General features: G+C 49.2%; 24 protein-coding genes. 9 read left to right on the top strand and 15 right to left on the bottom strand.

Annotation, left to right across the window (positions count from 1 at the left end; translation table 11 throughout):
- Positions 1–3 precede the first annotated feature (3 nt).
- Positions 4–660 (bottom strand): TetR/AcrR family transcriptional regulator, encoded by a 657-nt coding sequence (locus HP399_RS07420; protein WP_173620536.1) that lies wholly within the window; start codon positions 658–660, stop codon positions 4–6.
- A gap of 117 nt (positions 661–777) precedes the next feature.
- Between HP399_RS07420 and HP399_RS07415 the strand changes: the two genes are divergently transcribed.
- Positions 778–1,149: a hypothetical protein gene (locus tag HP399_RS07415; RefSeq protein WP_173620537.1), complete on the top strand. Its 372-nt coding sequence runs from the start codon at positions 778–780 to the stop codon at positions 1,147–1,149.
- Between the two features lie 523 nt (positions 1,150–1,672).
- Here HP399_RS07415 and HP399_RS07410 read toward each other — a convergent pair.
- Together HP399_RS07410 and HP399_RS07405 are read right to left on the bottom strand one after the other, a co-directional pair.
- On the bottom strand, positions 1,673–2,059 hold the full coding sequence (locus HP399_RS07410; RefSeq protein ID WP_173620538.1) for a VOC family protein: 387 nt from the start codon (positions 2,057–2,059) through the stop codon (positions 1,673–1,675).
- A 61-nt stretch (positions 2,060–2,120) separates the two neighbouring features.
- Positions 2,121–3,503, bottom strand: coding sequence for an aminotransferase-like domain-containing protein (locus HP399_RS07405; RefSeq protein WP_173620539.1), 1,383 nt, complete (start codon positions 3,501–3,503; stop codon positions 2,121–2,123).
- Between the two features lie 122 nt (positions 3,504–3,625).
- Here HP399_RS07405 and HP399_RS07400 point away from each other — a divergent pair, with 122 nt between their 5' ends.
- The gene (locus HP399_RS07400) at positions 3,626–4,042 is read left to right on the top strand and encodes a GNAT family N-acetyltransferase (protein ID WP_173620540.1); all 417 of its coding nucleotides are present in this window, start codon (positions 3,626–3,628) and stop codon (positions 4,040–4,042) included.
- Here the strand turns inward: HP399_RS07400 and HP399_RS07395 are convergent.
- Positions 4,029–5,093 carry a CapA family protein gene (locus HP399_RS07395; RefSeq protein WP_173620541.1) on the bottom strand — a complete coding sequence of 355 codons (1,065 nt, stop codon included), beginning with the start codon at positions 5,091–5,093 and terminating at the stop codon, positions 4,029–4,031. The genes HP399_RS07400 and HP399_RS07395 overlap by 14 nt on opposite strands.
- A 238-nt stretch (positions 5,094–5,331) precedes the next feature.
- Here HP399_RS07395 and HP399_RS07390 point away from each other — a divergent pair, with 238 nt between their 5' ends.
- On the top strand, positions 5,332–7,554 hold the full coding sequence (locus tag HP399_RS07390; protein WP_228088475.1) for a winged helix-turn-helix domain-containing protein: 2,223 nt from the start codon (positions 5,332–5,334) through the stop codon (positions 7,552–7,554).
- A 22-nt stretch (positions 7,555–7,576) separates the two neighbouring features.
- Positions 7,577–7,927 (top strand): helix-turn-helix domain-containing protein, encoded by a 351-nt coding sequence (locus HP399_RS07385; protein ID WP_228088474.1) that lies wholly within the window; start codon positions 7,577–7,579, stop codon positions 7,925–7,927.
- Here HP399_RS07385 and HP399_RS07380 read toward each other — a convergent pair.
- The 4 genes from HP399_RS07380 to HP399_RS07365 form a co-directional block, all read right to left on the bottom strand.
- Positions 7,924–8,790, bottom strand: a complete 867-nt coding sequence (locus tag HP399_RS07380) for an SDR family oxidoreductase (RefSeq protein WP_173620542.1) — start codon at positions 8,788–8,790, stop codon at positions 7,924–7,926. The two genes, HP399_RS07385 and HP399_RS07380, sit on opposite strands and share 4 nt — an antisense overlap.
- The gene (locus tag HP399_RS07375) at positions 8,787–9,293 is read right to left on the bottom strand and encodes a hypothetical protein (RefSeq protein ID WP_173620543.1); all 507 of its coding nucleotides are present in this window, start codon (positions 9,291–9,293) and stop codon (positions 8,787–8,789) included. The genes HP399_RS07380 and HP399_RS07375 overlap by 4 nt, the downstream gene beginning before the upstream one ends.
- Positions 9,294–9,389: 96 nt before the next feature.
- On the bottom strand, positions 9,390–9,920 hold the full coding sequence (locus HP399_RS07370) for a MarR family winged helix-turn-helix transcriptional regulator (RefSeq protein WP_173620544.1): 531 nt from the start codon (positions 9,918–9,920) through the stop codon (positions 9,390–9,392).
- A gap of 45 nt (positions 9,921–9,965) precedes the next feature.
- Positions 9,966–10,736 carry a 3-hydroxyacyl-CoA dehydrogenase gene (locus HP399_RS07365; RefSeq protein WP_173620545.1) on the bottom strand — a complete coding sequence of 257 codons (771 nt, stop codon included), beginning with the start codon at positions 10,734–10,736 and terminating at the stop codon, positions 9,966–9,968.
- Between the two features lie 275 nt (positions 10,737–11,011).
- On the opposite strand from HP399_RS07365, the gene HP399_RS07360 reads away from it, so the two are divergent.
- Together HP399_RS07360 and HP399_RS07355 are read left to right on the top strand one after the other, a co-directional pair.
- Positions 11,012–11,164, top strand: coding sequence for a DUF418 domain-containing protein (locus tag HP399_RS07360; RefSeq protein WP_228088473.1), 153 nt, complete (start codon positions 11,012–11,014; stop codon positions 11,162–11,164).
- Positions 11,165–11,259: 95 nt separating this feature from the next.
- Positions 11,260–11,733: a GNAT family N-acetyltransferase gene (locus tag HP399_RS07355; RefSeq protein WP_173620546.1), complete on the top strand. Its 474-nt coding sequence runs from the start codon at positions 11,260–11,262 to the stop codon at positions 11,731–11,733.
- 56 nt (positions 11,734–11,789) lie between these two features.
- Here the strand turns inward: HP399_RS07355 and HP399_RS07350 are convergent, their stop codons facing one another.
- From HP399_RS07350 to adhP, 7 genes are all read right to left on the bottom strand, one after another.
- Positions 11,790–12,809 (bottom strand): tripartite tricarboxylate transporter substrate binding protein, encoded by a 1,020-nt coding sequence (locus tag HP399_RS07350; protein ID WP_173620547.1) that lies wholly within the window; start codon positions 12,807–12,809, stop codon positions 11,790–11,792.
- A complete protein-coding gene (locus HP399_RS07345) occupies positions 12,799–14,325 on the bottom strand; it encodes a tripartite tricarboxylate transporter permease (RefSeq protein WP_173620548.1) in 1,527 nt (508 codons plus the stop codon). Before HP399_RS07345 ends, HP399_RS07350 begins: the two co-directional genes overlap by 11 nt.
- Positions 14,326–14,343: 18 nt before the next feature.
- A complete protein-coding gene (locus HP399_RS07340; protein WP_173620549.1) occupies positions 14,344–14,817 on the bottom strand; it encodes a tripartite tricarboxylate transporter TctB family protein in 474 nt (157 codons plus the stop codon).
- A gap of 117 nt (positions 14,818–14,934) precedes the next feature.
- Positions 14,935–15,228, bottom strand: a complete 294-nt coding sequence (locus HP399_RS07335; RefSeq protein WP_173620550.1) for an HD domain-containing protein — start codon at positions 15,226–15,228, stop codon at positions 14,935–14,937.
- A gap of 158 nt (positions 15,229–15,386) precedes the next feature.
- Positions 15,387–15,509 carry a hypothetical protein gene (locus HP399_RS30980; protein WP_255653922.1) on the bottom strand — a complete coding sequence of 41 codons (123 nt, stop codon included), beginning with the start codon at positions 15,507–15,509 and terminating at the stop codon, positions 15,387–15,389.
- Between the two features lie 3 nt (positions 15,510–15,512).
- On the bottom strand, positions 15,513–16,796 hold the full coding sequence (locus tag HP399_RS07330; protein ID WP_173620551.1) for a helix-turn-helix domain-containing protein: 1,284 nt from the start codon (positions 16,794–16,796) through the stop codon (positions 15,513–15,515).
- A gap of 361 nt (positions 16,797–17,157) precedes the next feature.
- Positions 17,158–18,171: an alcohol dehydrogenase AdhP gene (adhP, locus tag HP399_RS07325; RefSeq protein ID WP_173620552.1), complete on the bottom strand. Its 1,014-nt coding sequence runs from the start codon at positions 18,169–18,171 to the stop codon at positions 17,158–17,160.
- A gap of 257 nt (positions 18,172–18,428) precedes the next feature.
- Here adhP and HP399_RS07320 point away from each other — a divergent pair, with 257 nt between their 5' ends.
- Genes HP399_RS07320 through HP399_RS07310 form a run of 3 tightly spaced genes read left to right on the top strand, consistent with a single transcriptional unit; the run spans position 18,429 to position 22,306 of the window.
- Positions 18,429–19,577, top strand: a complete 1,149-nt coding sequence (locus HP399_RS07320; protein ID WP_173620553.1) for an iron-containing alcohol dehydrogenase — start codon at positions 18,429–18,431, stop codon at positions 19,575–19,577.
- Between the two features lie 10 nt (positions 19,578–19,587).
- The gene (locus HP399_RS07315) at positions 19,588–20,901 is read left to right on the top strand and encodes a sensor histidine kinase (protein WP_173620554.1); all 1,314 of its coding nucleotides are present in this window, start codon (positions 19,588–19,590) and stop codon (positions 20,899–20,901) included.
- Positions 20,870–22,306, top strand: coding sequence for a sigma-54-dependent transcriptional regulator (locus tag HP399_RS07310; RefSeq protein ID WP_173620555.1), 1,437 nt, complete (start codon positions 20,870–20,872; stop codon positions 22,304–22,306). Before HP399_RS07315 ends, HP399_RS07310 begins: the two co-directional genes overlap by 32 nt.

The raw sequence follows: 22,306 nt of genomic DNA, 5'->3' as shown, positions 1-22,306 counted from the left end.
CCTTTATGCTTCACTGTCTGATTGTTTGTACAGCCCTATCTTCATCATATCCATGTACGATTCTAATTCCGCAAAAAAGGATTGGACATGTGCGAAGCCTTTATCGCTGGCTTCGTAGTTTGCGCGGACGTACTTTTGCGTCAATGCCTCTACAGCCGACAACAAAAAATGCAGCGCCTTCTGTGGATCGAATTGCACTTTGATCAATGACGTATCGACTTGATCCAGAAACAAGGGAAGATATCGGGCATTGAACTGTGTTTCTCTGTCTTCGATCTCAGCACGACATTCCTCGGGATAATCGAAAAAGGTCGCAACTGCCATTTGATAAATAGCTGGTTCCTCGGCAAAGAGGGACATTTTCGCTTGATTGACATGAAGAAATCGTGCAAAAAAATCTTGCGGCGCCGCTTCCATTCGCGCCTGTATATAGGCAAAAAAATGCTCGATACAAGCATCGACAATCGCCAGAAACAGTCCCTTTTTATTCCCGAAAATGTGGAACAGCATCCCCTTTGATACGCCTGCGTTCTGAACGATTTGATTGGTGGAGCCTCGTTCATAGCCTTTCGCGGAAAATTCAACAAGGGCCGCATCCAACAGCTTTCGCATGTTCGGCTCCAGCGTTTCGTCTTTCCAGATTCCTTTTATGTCCGTCACCTTCTCTCCGTTCTTCTTTGCCCTATCATAACGAATATTGACCAGGTGGTCAAAGTGGAGTTATACTTTCCTCGAAGACTTCATCATCCATATTCCACTACAAGGAAGTGATGCCTGATGACACTGACTTTGCCCGTATTGGCCCGTATCATCCTTGGATTGATTTTGCTTGGAGCAGGTGTGAATGGCTACATTGTCTTATTTGGATTCGAGCCTATCTTTCCAACTAGCCCTGCTGCCATGGAGCTTCTACAAGGGTATTTGCTCGTTCTGGTCAAAACCGTCGAAATCATCTGTGGATTGCTATTCCTAACTAACCGCTTCGTCCCACTGGCTCTAACCGCCACCGCTCCTCTTGCTGTCAACATCTTGACGTTCCACCTGTTTGTCGATCCCGACATGCTTGCTATGGGACTAATTGTTGCGATTTTGGAAGTGTATTTGTTGTGGAGCTATCGTCGTAGCTTTCGTCAGTTGATGACGATGTAGACATACTGCAAGATGGATGTCTTCCTGTTGTAGTGGTCGGGAGAAGCCCTGCCACATGTTTTCCAGTCGCCTGTATCCTCTCTTCGTTCGGGCGGTCTCCTTCCAAACATGTGACAGGACTTTCGTACAGCTGGGGAACCCTTCGAATCTTTAAGACGTTTTGTATGTTAACGCAAGGAAGCATCTGAAAGACAATTCAATTGAAACTAAGACATCTTAGAACCACTTTCAACAAATGAACGAAAAACTACGTAGGAAGAAGCGAATTTCCAGTCCAAGCGCCTCTGGAGCCCTACTTAGCGTAGGAAAAAATGGCGGGGAATTTCAGCTTCACTTATGAATGACCTTCTCGAAACTTCTACGTTTGAAGCGCTCCCGACATTTTTTCCGAAGCGGGCAGTGATACCCCATGCGGGGCGTAGGCCGAAGCGTAGACTGGAAATTCGCTTCTTCCCCCCACTACAGCAGCGTTTATTATAAAAAAAAGCCGGTACCAAGAGGTATACCAGCTTTTCAGCCTCAATCATCTTTTCGGTAAATGAATCTGCCACGATATTCCGTAACGATCTTGAACCCATCCGAACTTTTCACTGAACGGATATTGTCCAAGCGGCATAAGGACTTGTCCATCCGAGGAAAGCTGTCCAAAAACCCGGTCAACCTCTTCCTCTGTATCGCAGTCTACAAACAACGAAATCGCCGGAGTAAAGGCATGATAGTCACCGTTTGTATTGTCGATACACATGAAGGTCTGGTCTTTTAATGTAAAAGTAGCGTGAAGGACTTGCCCATTCTCGTGATGCATGACCTGCTTGATTTCTGAGCGATCAAAAATAGAAGTGTAAAGTTTCATCGCTTCTTCCGCTTGTCCATGGAACATGAAAAACGTAGTGATGGCTTGCACTGACAATCACTCCTTTTCGTGATGATATACGTCTCCATTCTGCCCATTCCTCAAGTATACATAACCACTAGATCCAATCGATGATCCGCGACTGACCCTCTTTTCTTTGCTTCTGCAAAAGTCCAGTAGCAGTCTCAGCTAACAGGGCGATCCCTCTCTCTATCTTATCTGCATCTGCTTGGATAATGCTAATTCGCAAGCCGTTTTCACGCGGGAAGGTAGGCAAATAGCTCTGGTTCGTGGACATGACCCGCACGTTTTTCTGGTGCAATGCAGCGATGATATCCTGGGCGTCCAGCTCTTCGGGAAGCAGCACTCTCGAAAAAATCCCGCCTGTTCCGATTTGTGCGTGAAGCTGCGGGGGAAGATAGCGCCGGCAACACTCTGCCAATGTCTCCATCCGCAGGCGATAACGTTCCCGAACAAGGGCAGCATGATGGTCGTACATCCCGCTATTCAAATACAGCTCCAAGGCCGCCTGAGATAAGACAGCCGTACTGGAATCGCACGATGCTTTAAACAACCGAAACGTTTCCATCACGGAAGGGGGCAGGACGACTGTCGCCAATCGAAGTCCGGGCAGCATGATCTTGGAAAAGCTTTTGACGTACAGGACTCGACCTGATTGATCGTAGCTGTAGATCGGGTCTGCCTTCAGACTGGTTTCCATGTCCGCCAGATAGTCATCCTCGACGATGTATACATCGTAGCGCTGAGCCAGCTTTGCGATTTGTTTCTTTTGCTCCGTTGTATAGCTTGTCCCCAACGGATTGTGAAACCGGGGAACCGTGTAGAAAAACTTGATTTGGTTGTTGCGAAAATGCCGCTCCAGCTCATCCATATCGATGCCTGCCGCAGTCCGCTGGATGCCCAGAACGGTAACTCCCAGTAGCTCGAGTGAACGCAGCATGCCGTGAAAGGTGGGCTGTTCGACTAGCACTGCACTCTTTCCATTTGGAAACGGCATCGAGGCGAGCAGATGCAGCGCTTGCTGAGCGCCGGAAACGACGCAAATTTGCGAAGGGGATGCAAATACTTGTGATTGGGCGAGATGGCTCTCCAATGCCCGTCGCAAGGAAAAAAAGCCCTGGGGGTCCGAATAAGAGAACAGCTGATCCTCATACAATTCAATCGCACGGTTTAGACAATGCTGGAAATCTTTGAATGGCATGACTTCTGAGTCAGGGCTGGCTGCTGTAAAGTCAATTCGCTCCTCTGGAAAACGCGCCCTTTGAAGAGGGCGAAGGACCGCGTAATAACCGCTTTTGGGAATGGAGTAAATCAGATGCTCCTTTTCCAGCTCTTGATACGCCCGTATCGCCGTATTCAAACTGCACGACCAACGCTCGGATGCAGTACGAATCGACGGCAGCTTCTCCCCTGGCTTGATTGTATGGGTGCGAAGCTGCTCTTTGATGCTGTCTTTCACCACTTCGTATTTATTCTTCATCCCGTTCACTCCCCCGTCATCTGTGTGGGTACAGATTCACTTTTCTCTCCTTTATGCGCCCTAGTCCCTTGAGTATAGTGAATCGTAAGCAAAGGAGTAAATACAAATACGGAGGGATACAGATGGAAGCAAGACACGCGACACTGCCTTACAAAATCAGTGATGAGAAAGCTTTACTCGATGTCGAACGCATCAGCGATTGGCTGTCGACAACGTATTGGGCGTCAGAACGCTCCAAAGAAATGATCATAAAAAGTATCGAAAATTCACTCTGTTTCGGCTTGTATGGTGAGGATGGACAGGCTGGGTTCGTCCGGGTCGTGAGTGATTACGCGACAATTTCCTGGGTGTGTGATGTCTTCGTCGACCCAAAGCATCGAGGTAAGGGATTGAGCAAATGGCTCATGGAGGCGATGGTGGAACATCCAGACATCCGTCATACGAGCATGATACTCGCTACTCGGGATGCTCATGGTTTATACGAACAGTATGGTTTCACACGAAGAGAAATGATGCGGCGACTCGTTATTGAGGCTTAGACTCGCTAACCTCGCCTTTTGCGTCAACGCTCGCCCCATAAGAAATGCGGTTGAGCTTGTCGATGATCCTCTTTGTGTTTTTCTCGTCCATCGGAGCAGGCTGACCGTTCGTGAGCTTCACCGGGATCACGCGGCTCTTGCTCCCGTCTTTTGAAAAAGTCAGTTGGACCATCATGGCTTCGCGACCTTTCGGATTGCGCGAGGTGGTAAACACAAAATTCCCTACGCTGTAGTAGATCGGCACCTTTTTATAAAACTCGACGCCCATAATCGAATGGCTGTGTGACCCGACAATGGCATCCACACCGCTGTCGATCAGCTTTTTCGCCATCTCACGCGCATATGGTTCTGGGTAATCCTTATATTCCCGATTCCAGTGCATGACTGCAATCGTTATGTCTGACTCCGCCACTGCCTTTTTTACATGGGACAGCATCGGCTCATAAGAGTAGGCATGTGCGAGACCTGGCTTGTTTTTTCGCGCATACCAACGCTCATTTGGAAGGACACGGCTAATCCCGATGACTGCCACGCGTTTCCCCTTGATCGTTTGGATGTAGGGAGCGAATGCTTCTCCTTCGTTTCTCCCCGCCCCCACGTAACCGATCTTCACCTTTTTCAGATGCTCCATCGTATCATAGAGCGCGTCCATTCCGTAATCTAGTGAATGATTATTCGCCAAGTTGACCACGTCGAAACCCGCGTTCACGAGCCCCTTCAACGACTCTGGCTTCGCACGATAGGTATATTCCTTTTTCTCTGGACGTCCCCGCGTACTGACTGGTGTCTCCAGATTGCCAATCGTCAGGTCTGCCTGCTTGAGAAAATCCGCTGTTTTTTGAAACGGATAATCTACGCCGTACCGCCCGATCTGATTCCCGACGCTCTTATCCAAAATCATATCCCCGACAAACGCTACTTGAATAGAATCCTGCTCCTGCACATCCCCTTCGCTGCTCGCCTGGACGGCGACCGATTCCGTTCCCATTGCAACACAGAGCATCGCAGCAGCTACCACATTTACGGCGTATTTCCATCGTCCAATCTTCATTCCTCTATCGCCCATCTCTCTTTTTTGCTTCCATTCTAGAAGGCGTGGGATGTGAAGCCTGTTGAAGCATGTCTGGCTTCCATGGAAATTTCTCGCCGAAAAGTGACGACCATGCAAAAGATGGCGGTTTAGGGCCTGCTTCTTTGGACAAAAGATTCTTTCTTTTTTCAAATGTCGATTTTTGCCGATACCAAGTATAATGGACAAATAAGATTCTAATACATAGGACGGTACAAACATGCTCCATCATTCCATTATGCTGAAAACCAAAACAGCAATGCCCGCCGTTCGGTCAAATAGCGTTCACAGGAGCCGACTGCTGCAAAAAATGGACGCTGGTCTGCAATGCCGACTGACCACGTTATACGCCCCAGCCGGTTATGGAAAAACGACCTTGCTCAGTCAATGGGCGCATCAGTACGGCGGTACCACTGTATGGCTCTCACTCGATGAGATGGATAATGACCTGATTCGCTTTTGGAGATACATCGTATTTACGCTATCTGCATCTGACTTCACAGAACTCTCCGAACGAATGGAACCAGCCATGAAGGCGACCAGTCATACCTCGATCTTTACCTTCATCGATTCCCTGCTCAATGAACTTGCTTCTACGACACAGCCCCTTGCTATCATTCTCGATGACTACCACGTGATCTCGGATGAGACGATTCACAACAGTCTCGCTTATTTTTTGGAATATGTCCCGAGCCACGTCCATTTGTACATCGCCAGTCGCAACACGTTGCCTTTTTCTACAGTCAAATGGAACGTACGTCATGAAGTATGTCACATTGAGTCGGGACAATTTCTTTTCAGTCATCAAGAGACGGACAGCTTTTACCGGCAGGTTCACGATTTACCTCTGACCGAAATGCAAATCGAGCAGCTGGTGAAAAGCACGGAGGGCTGGGTCGCCGGCTTGCAGCTCGCTGCCATTTCACTCGTGAATATGGAGAACTACGATCAATTTTTTGCCGGATTCACTGGCTCTCATCGCAATATTTCGGAGTATTTGTTTCATGAAGTGATCATGCGACTCCCAGAAGAGGAGCGCAGCTTCTTGCTCAAAACCTCTGTGCTGGTGAGAATGGACGCTCACGTGTGCCACGCTCTGACTGGCCTGCCCCAATGCCAACAAATGCTAACCAACTTGCACCGCCAAAACATTTTCTTAATCCCGCTGGATGATTACGGGACGTGGTATCGGTACCATCATTTGTTTGCCGATTTTTTGCGCAGTCAATTGGAGCAGACAGCTCCCGGAGAAGCACGTGAGCTGCACCGGCTAGCCAGTGAGAGCTATGCGGAGCGTGGAATGATGGACGAAGCGATCGATCATGCGATTGCCGCTGCCGATTACCCGTTGGCTGTAAGATTATTGGAGCAACATTCTCAGGTACTGCTCCAACGCGGCGAGTTTTCCAGCTTTCTCAGAACGCTGGACAGCATCCCTGATCACGCGAATTATTTTTCACCACTTTTTCGTCTGATCTATACGTTCCTCTTGGTTACCTGCGTTCAAATAGATAGGGCGGAGGTGGCCCTCACTGAATTGGAGCAAACGATTCCGTCCATAGAAGACTCAACAGAGCATCGTCAGTTTTTGAGCGGTCTGTTTTTTGTCCGAGCGAATTTGGTGTTCGCCACGATGGATTTTGATCGCTGGATCGCCAGTTCTTCACAGCTTAGCGGAGGGTTGCCTGAAAGTCCGTTGTTTTACCACTTTAATTACAACACGACAGAACCATTTATTCGGCGTACGAGATTCGGGTTAAAAGGCATACTGTCCGAGCAAACAGAGGTTGTAGGCAATCAGTTCTCTGACATACTCGAAGCAAATGGCTGGAAGGATTCCTTGATCAACTTGTATGTCGTTCAGGCATTAGCGGAGGGTTTTTATGAGGAAAACAGGCTGGAAGAGAGCCTTGATTATCTGCAGCGCGTTCGCTACGTTGCCCTGCACAAGCAAATTCCTGGCCTACTCGTCCCTTATGTCCTGACATCCGCCAAAATCAAGCTGGTAGAGGGGAATTTTGTCGCGGCCCGCAAAATCGTTTCGGAGACAGTAGAAATGCTCGCGAGCTGGGGTGCTTCGTATTGGTTCAGCCCGTTACAAGCCTTTCTCGCACACATCGCGATCCAGGAAGGCGACATCGCTTTGGCGAAAGTGGAGTTGTCCAAGCTTCCCCCTTCCATTCTGAATCAACCAAGCATCCAGAGAGAATTAGAGGTTTTGACCTATGTCCGTTTGCTGCTCGCCGAGCGGCAGGAACAGGAAGCCTTGCGTATTTTAGCGATCCTAAAGCCATCCAGCATTCGTGAGGAGCTATTGATCAGTCAGGTAGACATCGCCATTCTGCAAGCACTCGCCCACCAGCAGTGCGGTAACAAAAAAAGAAGCGCTGGCTTTCCTCCACGAAGCACTCTTGATTGGCGGAAACAACTGCTACGTCCGTAGCTTTCTGGACGAGGGAACGGCGATGTCACACCTCTTGCACGATTACCAACTACGATTGAGAAAACGATCCCAACAACCAGTTCCGTCCGTATCAGCTACGTATGTCAATCAACTGCTATCCCTTTTCCCTAAGAAAATGGAAAAAAGAAAAGCTCCTCTAATCGAGCCGTTAACTGGAAAGGAAATGATTATCCTTTCCATGCTGGCCGAAGGAGCATCTAACAAGAAGATTGCCGATGAGCTAGGGAATACGCTCGGGACAGTCAAGGTGTATTTGCATCGGATCTATGGCAAGCTCGGTGTCACCAATCGCACACAAGCTCTTTTGAAAGCTCAAGAAATTTCGCTGTTAGAAAATAGCCCTGTTGATTAACGGAACTTTTCAATATGTTCATTCAGAAAAGCGTCCAGCTTGCGAGGCTCTCTGCCGAGGACACGCCCTACATCGTCTGTCGGCTTTTCTGGGATCGCTACTGACATAGCTTGAATTTCAACGACATGACTAGCGAGCCACTCCGGCATGTTTCCGTACTCCATCAGATCATGTCGGAGTGCTTCGCTATCCTTGTTGATGTACGTGATATGGCGGTCGAGCAGCTCGGACAGCTTGCTCGCAATTTGCGGATAGCTGAAAACCTCAGAACCCGTCAGTGTGTATACACGACCTGCCTTTTCGGGATGGGTCAATACCTCTGCGGCAACATCGGCGATATCCCGGCAATCGATAAAATTGCATGCTGTTTCGCCCATCGTGCCGAAGAAAACATGTTGCGACTGGATCGTCGATGCGAAGCGGAGCAGATTTTGCATAAAGGCGTACGGTCGCAGCACGGTACTATTCATACCCGATTCTGATAAAGCGCTCTCGATTTCCTGGTGCCATCCCGCTACGGCGACTGGCGCCTTTTCGTCGTAGGCTGGACTGGATATTTTCACGATGTGCTGGATTCCAGCCTCAGCTGCTATGCGAATCATCGATGATTCCAGCTCAACCTGATTGGGACTGTTTGAAAGGGAAAGGAAGAGCTGATTCGCACCTGCAAACGCTCGGCGCAACGATTCAGGGTCAGAAGCTTCCACTGCTGCGACTTCCATCGTAGATGCTGCCCGATCTCCCATTAGCATCTGAAGTTTTTCCGGCGTTCTGCTCAATGCCCGCGTTGGGACACCAAGCTCTATCAATCGTTTCAAAAGTGCACTACCTATGGTTCCTGTTGCTCCCATGACTACGATCATTTTCTCTCTCCTCCGTAATTCCTATTTTGATAATCATGGTTGATGGCACTACGCCACCGCCATGTGATTAACGTGCTGGCGATTATCGCTGATAGTGGGAAGTCGATCCAGACACGACTTAGCCAAGCCAACGATTCACCGGGAGCAAAGATGACGAGTAACTCCGTTGTTAACCATGCTGCCAATAGACCAATCACTGCCATTGTCATCCCCATAACCGCTACCAACGCCAAATGAGGCGTACGGGTGACCCAGCGTTTATGTATACCATGACTCTGTAACCATCGCCCAAGGAGTGCGGCAATCAATGCGGATATTCCACCAATCGTGGTCAATGCCCCTATTTGCAGCCCTTTGTCAGCGCTGATCCATCCTCCTATGCTCGCCATGATCGCAGGAGACAAATAAGCCATGATGACTTCTCGCCATAAAACAAACGATTTTCGTTCGGAACGTGCCCTCTTGATTGGATAAACACCTTCCGATTTTGCAGGGTCATGCATGTTTTTCACCTCCTTTCTTCTTTCTAGAAAAATGATTAGGAACCTAACTATATGCGGATGAAAATGGGCTAGCTGCCTAGCCCGCTTTCCTGCTTACTATTCGTCTGTCAGTGCCGAGATGCCTTGTGTCACGCGGCCAAGCAGGTCGAGAAACACACTGCGCTCCTGAGTATTGAGCAATCCGACCATCGCTTCCAATCTCGCAAAGTGTTCAGGCGCCATTTCACGCAGCTTGCTAGTCCCGAGCTCCGTTAAAATGACTGATTTTTGCCTGCCATCTTTTGAACTCGCTCGTCGTGAAACAAGGCCATCGCGCTCCAGGATGTCGATCAGACCAGTAACAGTAGCACGTGTTACCCCCAGATGCTCTGCCAGTTGTGACGGCAGCACTTCCCCACCGTTATCTTCAAGGTCTGCCAATAACCGATATCGTCCCGTAGATAAGCCGAATCTGGCAAAATGTATTTCGGCCGCATGCCCAAGCTTGGCTCCTGCCTCCATCAGCCTGGCGGCGACGAGTACAGCTTGCGCATCAACATCGAGTCCATACCGATCAATCTGGCGCTGCGATTGAACAAGCGATGGGATCGCGTCTTCTTGTTTTCTTCCGCTTGAATGGTTTGTCATGGATATAGTATGGCACCTAACTATTTTCCTGTCAACACGTCTTCTCTATTTCGGTGCCATCCTGATTGCCCCATCCAGCCGGATCGTTTCTCCATTCAACATCGGATTGGTGATGATGCTGTTCACGAGCATCGCGTATTCTAGCGGATCACCCATGCGAGGAGGAAAAGGAACAGTCGCACCCAACGCCGTTTTTTCAGAGCGCGGGAGCTGATCGAACATCGGCGTGTCAAATAGCCCTGGAGCAATCGCCATCACGCGTATGCCATACGAAGCCAGGTCTCTTGCTAGCGGCAGCGTCATGCTTACGATTCCGCCCTTGGAGGCGCTGTAGGCAACCTGCCCCACCTGCCCTTCAAAAGCCGCCACCGATGCGGTATTGATGATGACACCTCGCTCCCCCTGTTGGTTCGGCTCGTTTCCTGCCATTTGCTCCACCGCCAACCGAATGACATTAAAAGTACCGATCAGATTGACTGAAATGACTTTGCTGAAGGATTCCAGTGAATGTGGACCGCTTCGCGACAGCGTTTTCTGTGCCAAACCGATCCCCGCACAGTTGACCACGGCGTGAATCGTACCAAATGTGCCAGCAGCCTGATCGATTGCCTCCCGCACACTCGCCTCACTCATGACATCCGTATGCACGAACAAAGCATTTTCGCGCCCCAGCTCATTCGCCAAAGTTTGCCCCTTCTCCACCGTCAAATCAAGAATGGCTACTTTTCCCCCGTGTTGAACTACATTCCTCACAGCGGCTTCTCCCAAACCGGAAGCACCACCCGTTACAATGGCAACCACTTCCCGCATATCCAAGCCATTCTCTCCCTTCCTCTACAATTGCATCCGCATTCAGAAAAAAGCTCTGCAAGTTGGATACCAATCGAGTCCCCTCTTGTGGCACATAGTTTTTACATGTGACAAGCAGTCTCGACCTTCTCAAATCCAGACAGGTATGAGACATCTGTGTCCGGGCAAAGGACAGTTGTGCTTATCCATCTCCAACATTTTAAGGGCTTGCTATTTACAATCCACCCCATTGCATTTTACTTACCGATAAGCAAATAGAAAGTAGAGAGTAAAGAACCCGGATGAAATTGTCTTCTACCAGAGTCATTGGTCTCGATTTTGCAATCCTCTACGCCATAGGCTTCTTCCTCTTTTCCATTGTACTCACACTTGTATGGAGACGTTGGTTCGAGAGGGGACCGTTGGAGAGCTTCATGAGAAAAATAAGTGGGTAACCATTCTGTGGGTTCATCCGTCTGCTATATAGGAGAATTTTGCTAATCATACATACACCAATTTCGAAGTAGTCAGACGAACTGGAGATGATCTCATGAGTCCTATGGTTTTTTTCAAAAAGGCTGTCCCCGCGAACGCGGAGCAACTCACCCAAATTGCCACTCGCTGCTTCGCAGAAGAAGTCCAAAAGTACGGAGAGGGACCTGCCGGACATGACCAGCCTGACCAGCACATTTTGTTCATGCAAAAGGCCCATTACTATACGATCTTGCTGGATGACCAGATCGTTGGCGGTTTTTGCCTCATTCCAGTCGATCATGAGCATTTGGAGCTGGGGATCATCTATGTCGATCCTGATAAGCAAAACTTGCGTATCGGAAGCCAAACCATGCAGTTCATGGAGGCCGCCTATCCACACATCAAGAAGTGGACGCTCGATACCGGCTATGAAGCCGTACGCAACCAGCACTTTTACGAGAAATGCGGTTACAAAAAGATCGGCGAGACTGAGCCGAACGTAGTGAGTGGTTTTTATAAATTCAGGTACGAAAAACGGATACCTAAATAGATAGATGGAAAAGGAGAACGGCTACAGGCCATTCTCCTTTTTTTCTTTCGTCGCCCCTATTTTCGAATACCCTTCTTGGTCGCCAATTCCAAGTAGTACGTCGTTTCTGCCTGTGTTTCCTTCGTAAATGCTTCACTGGCCGCATAGGCTGGCTCCACCTGGATTTCACTCAGCTTTTGCAAAAAGGCTGGGTCCTTTTCCATCTTGGCAATCGCTTCTTCCCATTTGCGAATAACCGACTCTGGCGTTCCTTTGGCAAAAGACACTCCCGTCCACCAGAAAACCGACAAGCCTTGAATCCCTTGCTCCTCCGCAGTAGGGATGTCAGGCAGGAACTGACTTCGCGTGTCACCGGATACGGCAAGGATTTTGACCTTGCCCGCTTGCAGCATCGGCATGATCTCCCCCACTGTATGCACCGCCAAAATCGCGTGCCCTCCAGCGACTTTTGGAACGGAATCGGAGGCGCCTTTTGTCACGATCATTCTCGTCTTGGCGAAGTCAGCTCCGATCGCATCCAACCACTCTGCTATCCCAAAAGCGGAAAAACCTGCTGGCCCTACAGAAGTCCATGTTAACTGCTCCGGATTTGCGCGCACCCACGTGGAGAATTCGGCGAAATCTTTCCAAGGCGCGTCGGCTTTTACTGCAAAAGCAAGCGTTCCTTTGCCAATCCTGGTCGTATAGACTTGATCCTCGTTTGTAATCGGCGGCGTTTTCATCCCAGCAGCGAGCATCGTCGTATTGGATACATTGACAGCAAGCGCTGTGTAACCATCGTTTTTGGCTTGTTTTAGAGCATACTCCGCTCCAACTGCCCCACCACCTCCCGCCTTGTTGACGACGACGATGGGCTGCCCCCATTCCTTGCTCAAATAATCAGCTGCTGCTCTGGCCACGAGATCGACTCCGCCCCCGGCAGAATACGGCACGATATACTCCACCTGCTTCGATGGATAGGCCGACTCGGTACCTTGATTTCCACATGCACTAACGGCTGCCGCCAAAAGCAACGACATCATGACAGCCGCCCATTGTTTATACCCTTTCAATGACTCTTCCTCCCTACGCGACATCTACTCCCCGGTCCCGCTCTTCTTTCAGCCGTTGCTGTGTCCGGCGGTTCAACATCATGGAGATGATCAAGAGTGCTCCTGCTGCCAGCAAGATGGTCAACGATAAAGGCCGAAACAAAACAATGCTGAGATCACCTGAGCCCATCGCCATCGTTTGAATGAAGGATTCTTCCAGAAGAGGTCCCAAAATGAAGCACAAAACCAGTGGAACAACTGGCCATTTATATTTGGAAAAAACATACCCAAGGCCGCCAAACAAAAACGCTACCCACACATCAAACATACTGTTCCGCACACTGTATGCCCCAATCGTGCAGAACATTAGGATGATCGGAGCCATGATGCCATATGGTACCCTCGTCAATTTGACCCACACCCATACCATCGGGAGGTTCAGCACGAGAAGCATCGCATTTCCCACGAACATCGAGGCGATGACAGTCCAGACAAAGCCCGCATTTTGTTCAAACAAAACAGGGCCTGGCGTCAATCCGTAGATCATCAAGCCTGCCAACAAAATCGCCAATGGCGGTGAAGAAGGAATCCCGAGCGAAAACAGCGGGATGAAGCCCGCACTGCTGGTCGCATTATTCGCTGCTTCTGGTGCCGCCACCCCTTCGATTGTTCCCTGACCGAACTTCTCGGGATGCTTCGATAGCTTTTTTTCCATATCGTACGCCAAAAACGACGTGATCGCAGCCGAACAGCCCGGCAGCAATCCAAGAAAAAAGCCGATAATCCCGCCCCTCAGCATAGGCCCGGCACTTACTCTCAAGTCTTCCTTTTTCGGGTAGACACTGCCTGGCTTGCCAATCAGGGTAGCTGTGCGTTTTTCATCAATTCCTTTGAGGACTTCCGTAATCGCAAACAACCCGATGATGATGCTAATCATGTCAAAACCGCCGACCAATGCAGGGACGCCGTAATCAAAGCGCGGCATGCCAGAGGATGGTCCCAGCCCAACTAGAGCGAGCGAATAGCCGAATGCCCCCATCAAAAACGATTTGACCAATGATCCTCCTGATAAACTGACCATCAGCGTGAGAGCCAGAATCATCAGCGCAAAATATTCAGGCGGTCCGAATTTTAACGCTTGATCTGCCAAAATGGGAGCGAAAAAAACGAGGCCGATTACCCCGAGTACCCCTGCACCAAACGAAGCCAGTGCGGATATCCCCAATGCCGGCCCACCTCTCCCTTTTTTCGCGAGCGGATAGCCATCCAGACATGTGGGGACTGACGATAGCTCCCCCGGGATATTGAGCAGAATCGCCGTCGTCGAGCCACCGTACATGGCACCGTAATAAATACCTGCCAGCATGATCATGCCTTGTGTCGGCTCCAGTACGGCTGTCACCGGAAGCAGAATCGCGATGGCAGAAGTGGGACCGAGACCGGGCAATACACCTACAAAGGTGCCAATAAGAGCGCCGAGTGCTGCCATGAGCAAATGCTCCGGGGTGAGAGCTGAAGCAAAACCAGCCAGTAATAGTTGGAACGTCTCGATGATCAGCACCTCCTAAAAATGCGTGCTCTAAAACAAATCTCCTCCAGGCAGTGTGATATGCAGCGAGTAGATGAACACCACATACAGACCCCCTGTCAAAAGGACGGAGTACACAATGGACGTGCGCCACCGATAGCTGCCGATCAGTATAAAAAATGCAAAGGAGACAAAGAGTGTAGCCATTGTGTAACCGATCGCGCCGAGCAGCCAGACATACAGTAACAGGAATAAAAAGCAAAACAGCAGGCGCAGCCTTTTTCCAGGAAGAAGCGGTCCAGGATTTGGCGAAGAGGCTTCCTCCGTCACACGGAATGATTGGATAAGCAGCACACCTCCGAGCATGAAAAACACTAAGCCAAGAATCGCAGGCAGCGTGTGATCCCCTACGAACAACGACGACGAAGATGCCTCCAGACGATAGGCCTCGAACGATATGCAGACTCCAAGGATCATACTTAGAAGGGCACCGATAAAATCTGGCTGATTATCCGGGCGTCTCATGTGTATCACCTCAGTAAAAAAGCTACCATCAGCCTATGGCACATGCGCCCATTGTGTGCGAAAGCAGAAAAAAACTACCATAGCCAGTCCGCACGGGACACAGCATATGGTAGTCAGCTAGATTTCGATTTCTATTTGGTCGATCAGACGAATAATGGCATGGGCAACTTTCGCTTCATACGTCTCATTGCTTTCGAACTCGCTCCAAAGCTCTTTGATATCGCCGTTCGAAACATCGTCTATTCGCAGTCCGCGAAAGGAGGAACCTGAGACGGAGGCGACATCGTGGATCATCAGCATTTTCAAAAGCTTCTCCATATTGGCCTGATTGCGGATCAAATGAGGCTCCATCCGCTTAACCACCATCCATAATTTTTGCGAATTGACCATCGTCGTCGTCACCATCTGCATCCGCTACCCCCATACCAATTATAACTATATATAACTAGTTATAATTAATTATAACGAATTACTCAAGTAAAAATGTTGTCTTCCGACTGTTGTGGTCAGTTTGGCAAGTAAAACAAATGCCCTCCAATTGGAGGGCATTGATCGTATTGTTCAGATGATTACCAAGGCTCCGGCCAACCATATTGTATAATCGAAGTTGTTTGCTTGGCTGGTTGTTCTACTAAAACTGGTAATGTAATGAAGGCGGTTAACATACACAAAGACAATATCCATTTCTTCATGACCTATACCTCCTGTTTGGTTCTATGATTACTTCCATTATACACGTTTACCAATTTATGGAGTATATCAAATGGAAGATTTTTTTTCTGTGACACATAGAATTCAAAAAGAACGCTAAGACTCTTATCTGCTTGTTTTATCTCATTGATTGCGCGATAGTGATTCACGCTTTCCACAAGACTCTCGATTCCTAAGTCTACTTCATTATTTTGAATGCAAAAGATGCCCTTCGTTCGAAAATACAGTCCCAATTGATTGTATTGATTCGGAGTAGTGAGACTCTTCGGCAAGATAGCTGCTTCTGCCAAAAATAGTTCTCGGATTTTCGCTTCTTCTCCTACCTGTATATAAATCTCCAACAAATCATTCGCGATCACAATCTTGTCATCTTGTGATTGCTGCGCAAGACATTCTTGTAATACCGGAATGGCCTTATCAAATTTCCCTGTCTTTCCGTATAGTTTCCCCCGAATATGTCTGGCATGTTTATGTACTTCGGGATAATCGAACATTTCGTATCTCTCCAGATAAAAATGTCCCAATGTGTAGTCTTCCAGCTCAAAATAGGAAATGATGATCGCAAGGATCGCTGCTGCTTTTTGCTCACTCTGACTATGGTCGATTTCAAGTCCTTGTTTACACAGATGAATACAATCTGAATAAAATCCAAGACGCAATGCATGGAAGGAAAATTTATAGTAGGTCAAAACTCGCTCATTGATATGCAGATAGGACGTGTAGTGTAATAGCTCCTTGCCCTCTACATAGGTTTGATCTAATTGGCTTAGATTTTCACGTCGAATCATATATCGTTGGAAAAGCGATCTTGCCAGGTACAGAGGAATTCCATGCTCACGTGAGTAGTCACAGATCACGTCATAAAGAGCCAAGCGCAGTTCTTCATTCCCTTCCGTTCCTGCCGTTTGATACAGATAGTCTAAAGAAAGAAATGTATTGCTTTTGGGACAATTTAGCAATTGCAAAGCTACTTTGTTGGTAAGAACCACATTCTTCTCTTGCATCACGGCCTCTAATAGAGTCCGAAGTGTCGCTTCGCGCTTAATTTTATGTAAATAGGGTACGATCGCTGTATAAAGTGGAATATCCAGTACTTTTGCCAGTTTCATTACATGCTGCATATTTGGTAAAGTAAACGCATCGGATTCTATCTTACTAATGGTTCCAGAAGCTACACCTGTTCTTTCTGATAACTCAGTCAGTGTTAAGTTTGCTCTATTTCGATATACTCGTAATATGCCCCCAAAGGTTTTTCCCTCTGAAATCACAGCAAATACACCCTCCTGATGATTCCTTTTTATGGATATGATAGCACAATAACCCACGAATGATATAATCGATTTGAATCATTTTTTAAATAGATTACACTTTTTTACTGATTTGGTGCTACTACCATTATGCAAAAAGCTTTTCTTAGCATGCAAGCGTTTGCTCAACAATAAGTGTTCTAGTAGAAATGGATCTCTCGCCCTCTTAGATTTACAATCAAAAAAGAAAAGCCGCGTAGGCTGAAGCGGAGACTGAAAATTCGCTTCTTCCCCCCACAACAGCTCCTTTCATAAAAAAAGCTGTAGCCAGGACCATGCTCCAGAAAAGCATAGCCCGACAACAGCTTCACATATCCCTCGACTACTCCATCGTCAAAACAACCCGACCATTAATTTGACCTTTTTCCAAACGCTCCAATACTTCGTTGATCTGATCAAGTGGCTGCGTCTCGATGATCGCACGAACCTTGCCACGTGCTGCAAAATCAAGTGCTTCTTGCATATCCTTGCGCGTCCCCACGATGGAGCCTTTCACCGTCACTCCATTCAACACCGTGTCAAAAATCGGGATGGGCAACTCTGCATTCGGCAAGCCAACAACGACTAGAGAACCACCGCGTCGAACGGATTTGTATGCTTGTTCAAATGCCTTCTTGGTGACTGCCACGCTGATCGCACCGTGGACACCGCCCACCTGCTCTTGAATAGCTTGTACCGGATCAACCTCACTGCCGTTTACTGTCACATCTGCCCCTAGTTCTTTTGCCAAGTCCAGCTTTTCCTTGTGAATATCGACTGCTACGACGTTGTAGCCCATCGCCTTGGCATATTGGAGAGCCACATGTCCCAAGCCGCCGATGCCGTAGATCGCAACCCATTCACCCGGCTTCACGTTTGCTACCTTCAATGCTTTATAAGTGGTTACCCCTGCGCACAGGATCGGCGCTGCTTCCACATCGCCCAGCTCATCAGGAATGCGTGCCACGTAAGCAGCAGGCGCTACGCAATATTCAGCATAGGCACCGTCAGCGGAATAGCCCCCGTTTAACTGTTGCATGCAAAGTGTCTCCCAGCCTGTCAGGCAGTAGTCGCATTCACCGCAAGCAGAGAATAACCACGGAACGCCTACACGATCACCAATTTTCAGCGAGGTAACACCTTCCCCCAGCATTTCGACAACACCTACACCCTCATGTCCAGGAATCAAAGGCAGCTTTGGCTTCACAGGCCAATCCCCGTGTGCCGCATGCAGGTCCGTATGGCAGACACCACACGTTTTGATTTTTACCAGAACCTCACCGTGTCCGACCTCTGGAATGGCGACTTCCTTTACTTCCAGCTTTTGATGGAACTCGTTGACTACTGCTGCTTTCATCTTGACCTTCCTCCTCTTTTTCCCCTTCAGGCATGTGCGTAAAGGGCAGGTGTTCTTCCCGCCTCCTACTAATTGCAAGCAGTATGCCAACAGGAAAGCGCCTAACCATTCAATCATTTAGCCGTTTTCTTTCTTCGAAGCAGCCGATATTGCGGCACATGAGCCGAAAAAACGGCCCGCTTGCCAACCTTTTGGCCGAAAAAGGGTATTCATCCTTGCCTGCTGTATTACTACGTAGTGGAAAAGGGGGCGAACGCATGCAAATATCCAAGTTCATGACGCCGGAAATCATTTTCGGGAACCAGTCTCTCGGCCAGGTAGGGGAAAGCTTGCGCCGATTGGGAGCTTCTCGCGTCTTTCTTGTCAGTGATCCTGGTGTCGCAAACGCAGGCTGGGTCGAGCGGATCATCTCTTACTTGCAGCAGCAAAAGCTCGACTACCATCTATGGACCAACGTGACAGCCAATCCGAAAGATTACGAAATTCATGCCGGGATTGCCGAATATCGTGCCAAGGAATGCAATGCGATTCTCGGTGTTGGCGGAGGTAGTGCGATCGATGCAGCCAAGGCAATCGCGCTGTTGGCTACCAACGAGGGCAGCATCGTCCAATACGAAGGCGTCGACAATATCCAGCATCCCCTTCCTCCCATGGTGATGGTACCGACGACAGCCGGCTCCGGTTCGGAGGTTTCGCAATTTTCCATCATTGTAGACAGTACACGCAAGGTGAAAATGGCGATCATCTCCAAGTCACTCATACCCGATATCGCCATCATCGACCCGCAAACCTTGATGACCAAAGACAAGCTGCTCACTGCCAATACAGGCATAGATGTGCTGACACATGCCATTGAATCGTATATTTCGCTCGCTGCAACGCCGCTTACCGAGGTGCATTCACTGCAAGCCATGCGTCTCATCGCCAAGCATTTGCGCCCATCTGTCGCCAGTCAATACAATACAGAGGCCAAGCAAGCGATGGCTATGGCGAGTCTTCAAGCAGGAATCGCTTTTTCCAACGCCATACTTGGTGCTGTGCATGCCATGTCCCATCAGCTCGGGGGATTCCTCGACGCTCCGCATGGCGAGGTGAATGCCATCCTGCTCCCCCACGTACTCGAGTACAACTACATCGCAGCACCGGAAAAATACAGGCTAATCGCAGAATGCCTCGGGGAAAACACGGCGGGCTTGAGCACACATGCCGCCTCTCGTCTCACACTCAAAGCGGTCAAGGAGCTGGTAAGCGATCTGGAGGTGCCCCAATCGTTGTCGGCCATCGGGCTGCATCCAGAGCAAATCGACCTGCTCAGTAGTCTCGCCGTACTGGACGTGTGCATGACGACCAATCCCCGTGACATGACCATCCACGATGTCGCGACGTTGTTTCGCCAAGCCTTGTAGGAGGTTCGTCATGCATACCAAACAAGAGATTTTGGAAAAATTGACCGGAATTCAATCCTCGCGAAAAAGCTATTACAGTGAGCTCGTCTATCTGATCGAGGAGATGAAAAAGAAAAACAAGCAGCTCGCCGTCATTAACCAGCTGACACAAATTCAGATCAGCGCAACCTGGCAACAAACAACCAGTTATATCGCCGCACAGCTCTCGCAAATTCTCGTATTCGAGCATTTTGCCCTGACCATCGTGAAGGGAGGCATGCTCTCCTCCTATCTCGCCAAGTGGACTGACGGGGATTGGCAATGCCATACGCTGACACAGACCGTTTCAGTGGAAGCCCCTGTGCTTACCGGGCAGGTTCATCTTACGCTTGCCGAAGTGCTGCCTGAGCATCACGCCACCTCTGTTCCGCTGCGCAGTCAATTGAATCAGACCTTTGGTTTTCTGACACTCTTACGCCAAACAAAGCAGCTAGTCGATCGGGACGAAGCCGAATTGATCCAGCTAGTCGCCAGCCATGTCGGTGTCGTCGTAGAAAATAGCCTGCTTTTTCAAGACGTGAATGAAAAGATCAAAATCGAAGCCCAACTGATTCAATCCGCAAAAATGGCGGCGATTGGCGAGATGGCTGCCGGCATTGCCCATGAGCTGAACAGTCCGCTCACGGCCATCCTCGGAAACTCTCAATTGCTCATGCGCGAGATGACAGATGCCCCAGAGGCTCCCTTGATGAAAGACATCTATCAATGCGGGGTGCGCTGCAAAAAGATCATTCAAAACTTGCTCACCTTCTCGCGGCAGGAAGAGTACTTGTTTTCCACCACCTCTATTGACGAGGTCGTAAAGGACGTACTCGGGCTGATTGGCTACCAGCTATCTGTTTCCGGCTTGACCATAACCCGGGAAATGTCCGAGCCTCCTCTGCTGTTTCATGGAAGCCGTCATCAGATCGAGCAAATTGTGATCAATCTCCTGTTAAATGCACGAGACGCTGTGGCAGGCAGGGAATCTCCACACATTGTCATCCGTTCCTTCCTCGTACAAGAGGAGAATAGCTCTTACGTAGGCTTATCCGTTTTCGATAACGGCACAGGCATTTGTGTAGAGCAGCTTTCGCAGATTTTTCAGCCCTTCTTCTCGACGAAGGAACGGACAAAAGGGACAGGTCTCGGGCTTTCCGTCAGTCTTGGAATTGCAGAAGCACACGGCGGGAAGCTGTTTGCTGAAAGCGTGGAGGGAGAGTACAGCAAGTTTACGATGCTTTTGCCACTGTTAGCTGACGAGGAGGACAACGATGGAGAAAAAACGGATTTTGATCGTGGATGATGAAACAGAAGTGACTACCTTTTTTACCTATTTCCTCAAGAAAAAAGACTGCGATATCGTCGTCGCCAATTCTGGCAAGGACGTGGAACGGCTGCTTCACTCGGATTCTACCGGCTTTCACGCTGCACTCGTGGACCTGAAGCTGCCAGATGCCGACGGATTGACGCTGCTCAAACAGATCAAGGCAGTATTTCCCACCTGCGAAGTCTTGATCATGACGGGCTTCAGCACGATTAAATCGGCTGTGACAGCGATGCAATGGGGCGCGCGCGATTACTTGGAGAAGCCGTTCGACGATCTGGACAGTCTGGAGCAGGTCATCGACGCGGTGCTCTCTTCTTCCAGCAAACACAGCGATCACCTATCCCAAGAAGCCGCCCAATATGGTATCGTGTATTCATCTGACAGTCCGATGGCCAATGTATGCGCAATTGCCAAAAAATTAGCAAAAAAGGCGATCCATGTGCTCATTGAAGGAGAAACGGGTACCGGCAAGGAGCTAATGGCCCGTTTTCTCCATGGAGCAAGCAATCGCGCCCAGCAGCCTTTTGTTGCTTTTAACTGCGGGGCAGTGCCGGAATCCTTGCTGGAAAGTGAGCTGTTCGGCTATGAAAAGGGCGCTTTTACCGGAGCGCTCAAATCCCGTAAAGGCTTGTTCGAGCTGGCACATAACGGAACGCTGTTTCTTGACGAGATCGGGGAGGCTCCCCCTTCCATCCAAGTGAAGCTCTTGCGTACGTTAGAAACAGGAGAGTTCATGCGCGTCGGTGGCGAGCAGATCGGTAAGAGCAATATTCGCTTTATTTCTGCCACCAACCGCGATCTGGAGCATGAAGTCGGGATGAATCGTTTCCGAAGTGACCTGTTGTATCGTCTGGAAGGGATCAAGCTGTCGATTCCTCCTCTTCGCGAACGAATTCAGGATATCCCCACAATCGCGCACTACTACTTGCAAAAGCGCAGTGGGGATCCCCGCGAAATCGACCAGGATGCCATCGAGCTCTTGCAGCGCTATGATTGGCCGGGCAATGTCCGCCAACTGATCAACGTTCTGAATCAAACCATCGCGTTGCACGAATGCGAACGACTGCGTGCCGAGCATTTGCCAGCGAATTTGCGGAACCGCATGGTACAGGTGCTTCCACCCACTGTTCCCAAACGGATAGAACAAGTCATCGATCACGAATGCGAGCGCTTTGTCGATACGATACTCCGCCTTGTCACCTCTATAGATGGGATAGACTTCGATTATTTGATCAAGCGGGTTAAACAGCTCGAAGGCGAGATCGGGCGAACGATTATCGAAAAGGGCTTGACCGAAACGAATGGAAACAGACAGCTTTTAAGCAAAAAATTAAACATCACCAAACGGACGATTCGCTACATTTTGAACGAAAAAGCATAA

The organism is Brevibacillus sp. DP1.3A (assembly GCF_013284245.2).
Classification (GTDB): Bacteria; Bacillota; Bacilli; order Brevibacillales; family Brevibacillaceae; genus Brevibacillus.
The sequence above is the reverse complement of the archived record's forward strand: the minus strand, read 5'-3'. Positions and strand labels throughout refer to the sequence as shown.

Bases quoted from the DNA above. Each gene is read 5' to 3' on its own strand.
- HP399_RS07370 (WP_173620544.1), bottom strand. From the start codon at position 9,920: ATGACAAACCATTCAAGCGGAAGAAAACAAGAAGACGCGATCCCATCG.
- HP399_RS07380 (WP_173620542.1), bottom strand. From the start codon at position 8,790: ATGATCGTAGTCATGGGAGCAACAGGAACCATAGGTAGTGCACTTTTG.
- HP399_RS07405 (WP_173620539.1), bottom strand. From the start codon at position 3,503: ATGAAGAATAAATACGAAGTGGTGAAAGACAGCATCAAAGAGCAGCTT.
- HP399_RS07335 (WP_173620550.1), bottom strand. From the start codon at position 15,228: ATGCAGATGGTGACGACGACGATGGTCAATTCGCAAAAATTATGGATG.
- HP399_RS07355 (WP_173620546.1), top strand. From the start codon at position 11,260: ATGAGTCCTATGGTTTTTTTCAAAAAGGCTGTCCCCGCGAACGCGGAG.
- HP399_RS07400 (WP_173620540.1), top strand. From the start codon at position 3,626: ATGGAAGCAAGACACGCGACACTGCCTTACAAAATCAGTGATGAGAAA.
- HP399_RS07315 (WP_173620554.1), top strand. From the start codon at position 19,588: ATGCATACCAAACAAGAGATTTTGGAAAAATTGACCGGAATTCAATCC.
- HP399_RS07390 (WP_228088475.1), top strand. From the start codon at position 5,332: ATGCTCCATCATTCCATTATGCTGAAAACCAAAACAGCAATGCCCGCC.
- HP399_RS07415 (WP_173620537.1), top strand. From the start codon at position 778: ATGACACTGACTTTGCCCGTATTGGCCCGTATCATCCTTGGATTGATT.
- adhP (WP_173620552.1), bottom strand. From the start codon at position 18,171: ATGAAAGCAGCAGTAGTCAACGAGTTCCATCAAAAGCTGGAAGTAAAG.
- HP399_RS07375 (WP_173620543.1), bottom strand. From the start codon at position 9,293: ATGCATGACCCTGCAAAATCGGAAGGTGTTTATCCAATCAAGAGGGCA.
- HP399_RS07350 (WP_173620547.1), bottom strand. From the start codon at position 12,809: ATGTCGCGTAGGGAGGAAGAGTCATTGAAAGGGTATAAACAATGGGCG.
- HP399_RS07395 (WP_173620541.1), bottom strand. From the start codon at position 5,093: ATGAAGATTGGACGATGGAAATACGCCGTAAATGTGGTAGCTGCTGCG.
- HP399_RS07310 (WP_173620555.1), top strand. From the start codon at position 20,870: ATGGAGAAAAAACGGATTTTGATCGTGGATGATGAAACAGAAGTGACT.
- HP399_RS07320 (WP_173620553.1), top strand. From the start codon at position 18,429: ATGCAAATATCCAAGTTCATGACGCCGGAAATCATTTTCGGGAACCAG.
- HP399_RS30980 (WP_255653922.1), bottom strand. From the start codon at position 15,509: ATGAAGAAATGGATATTGTCTTTGTGTATGTTAACCGCCTTCATTACA.
- HP399_RS07340 (WP_173620549.1), bottom strand. From the start codon at position 14,817: ATGAGACGCCCGGATAATCAGCCAGATTTTATCGGTGCCCTTCTAAGT.
- HP399_RS07360 (WP_228088473.1), top strand. From the start codon at position 11,012: ATGAAATTGTCTTCTACCAGAGTCATTGGTCTCGATTTTGCAATCCTC.
- HP399_RS07385 (WP_228088474.1), top strand. From the start codon at position 7,577: ATGTCACACCTCTTGCACGATTACCAACTACGATTGAGAAAACGATCC.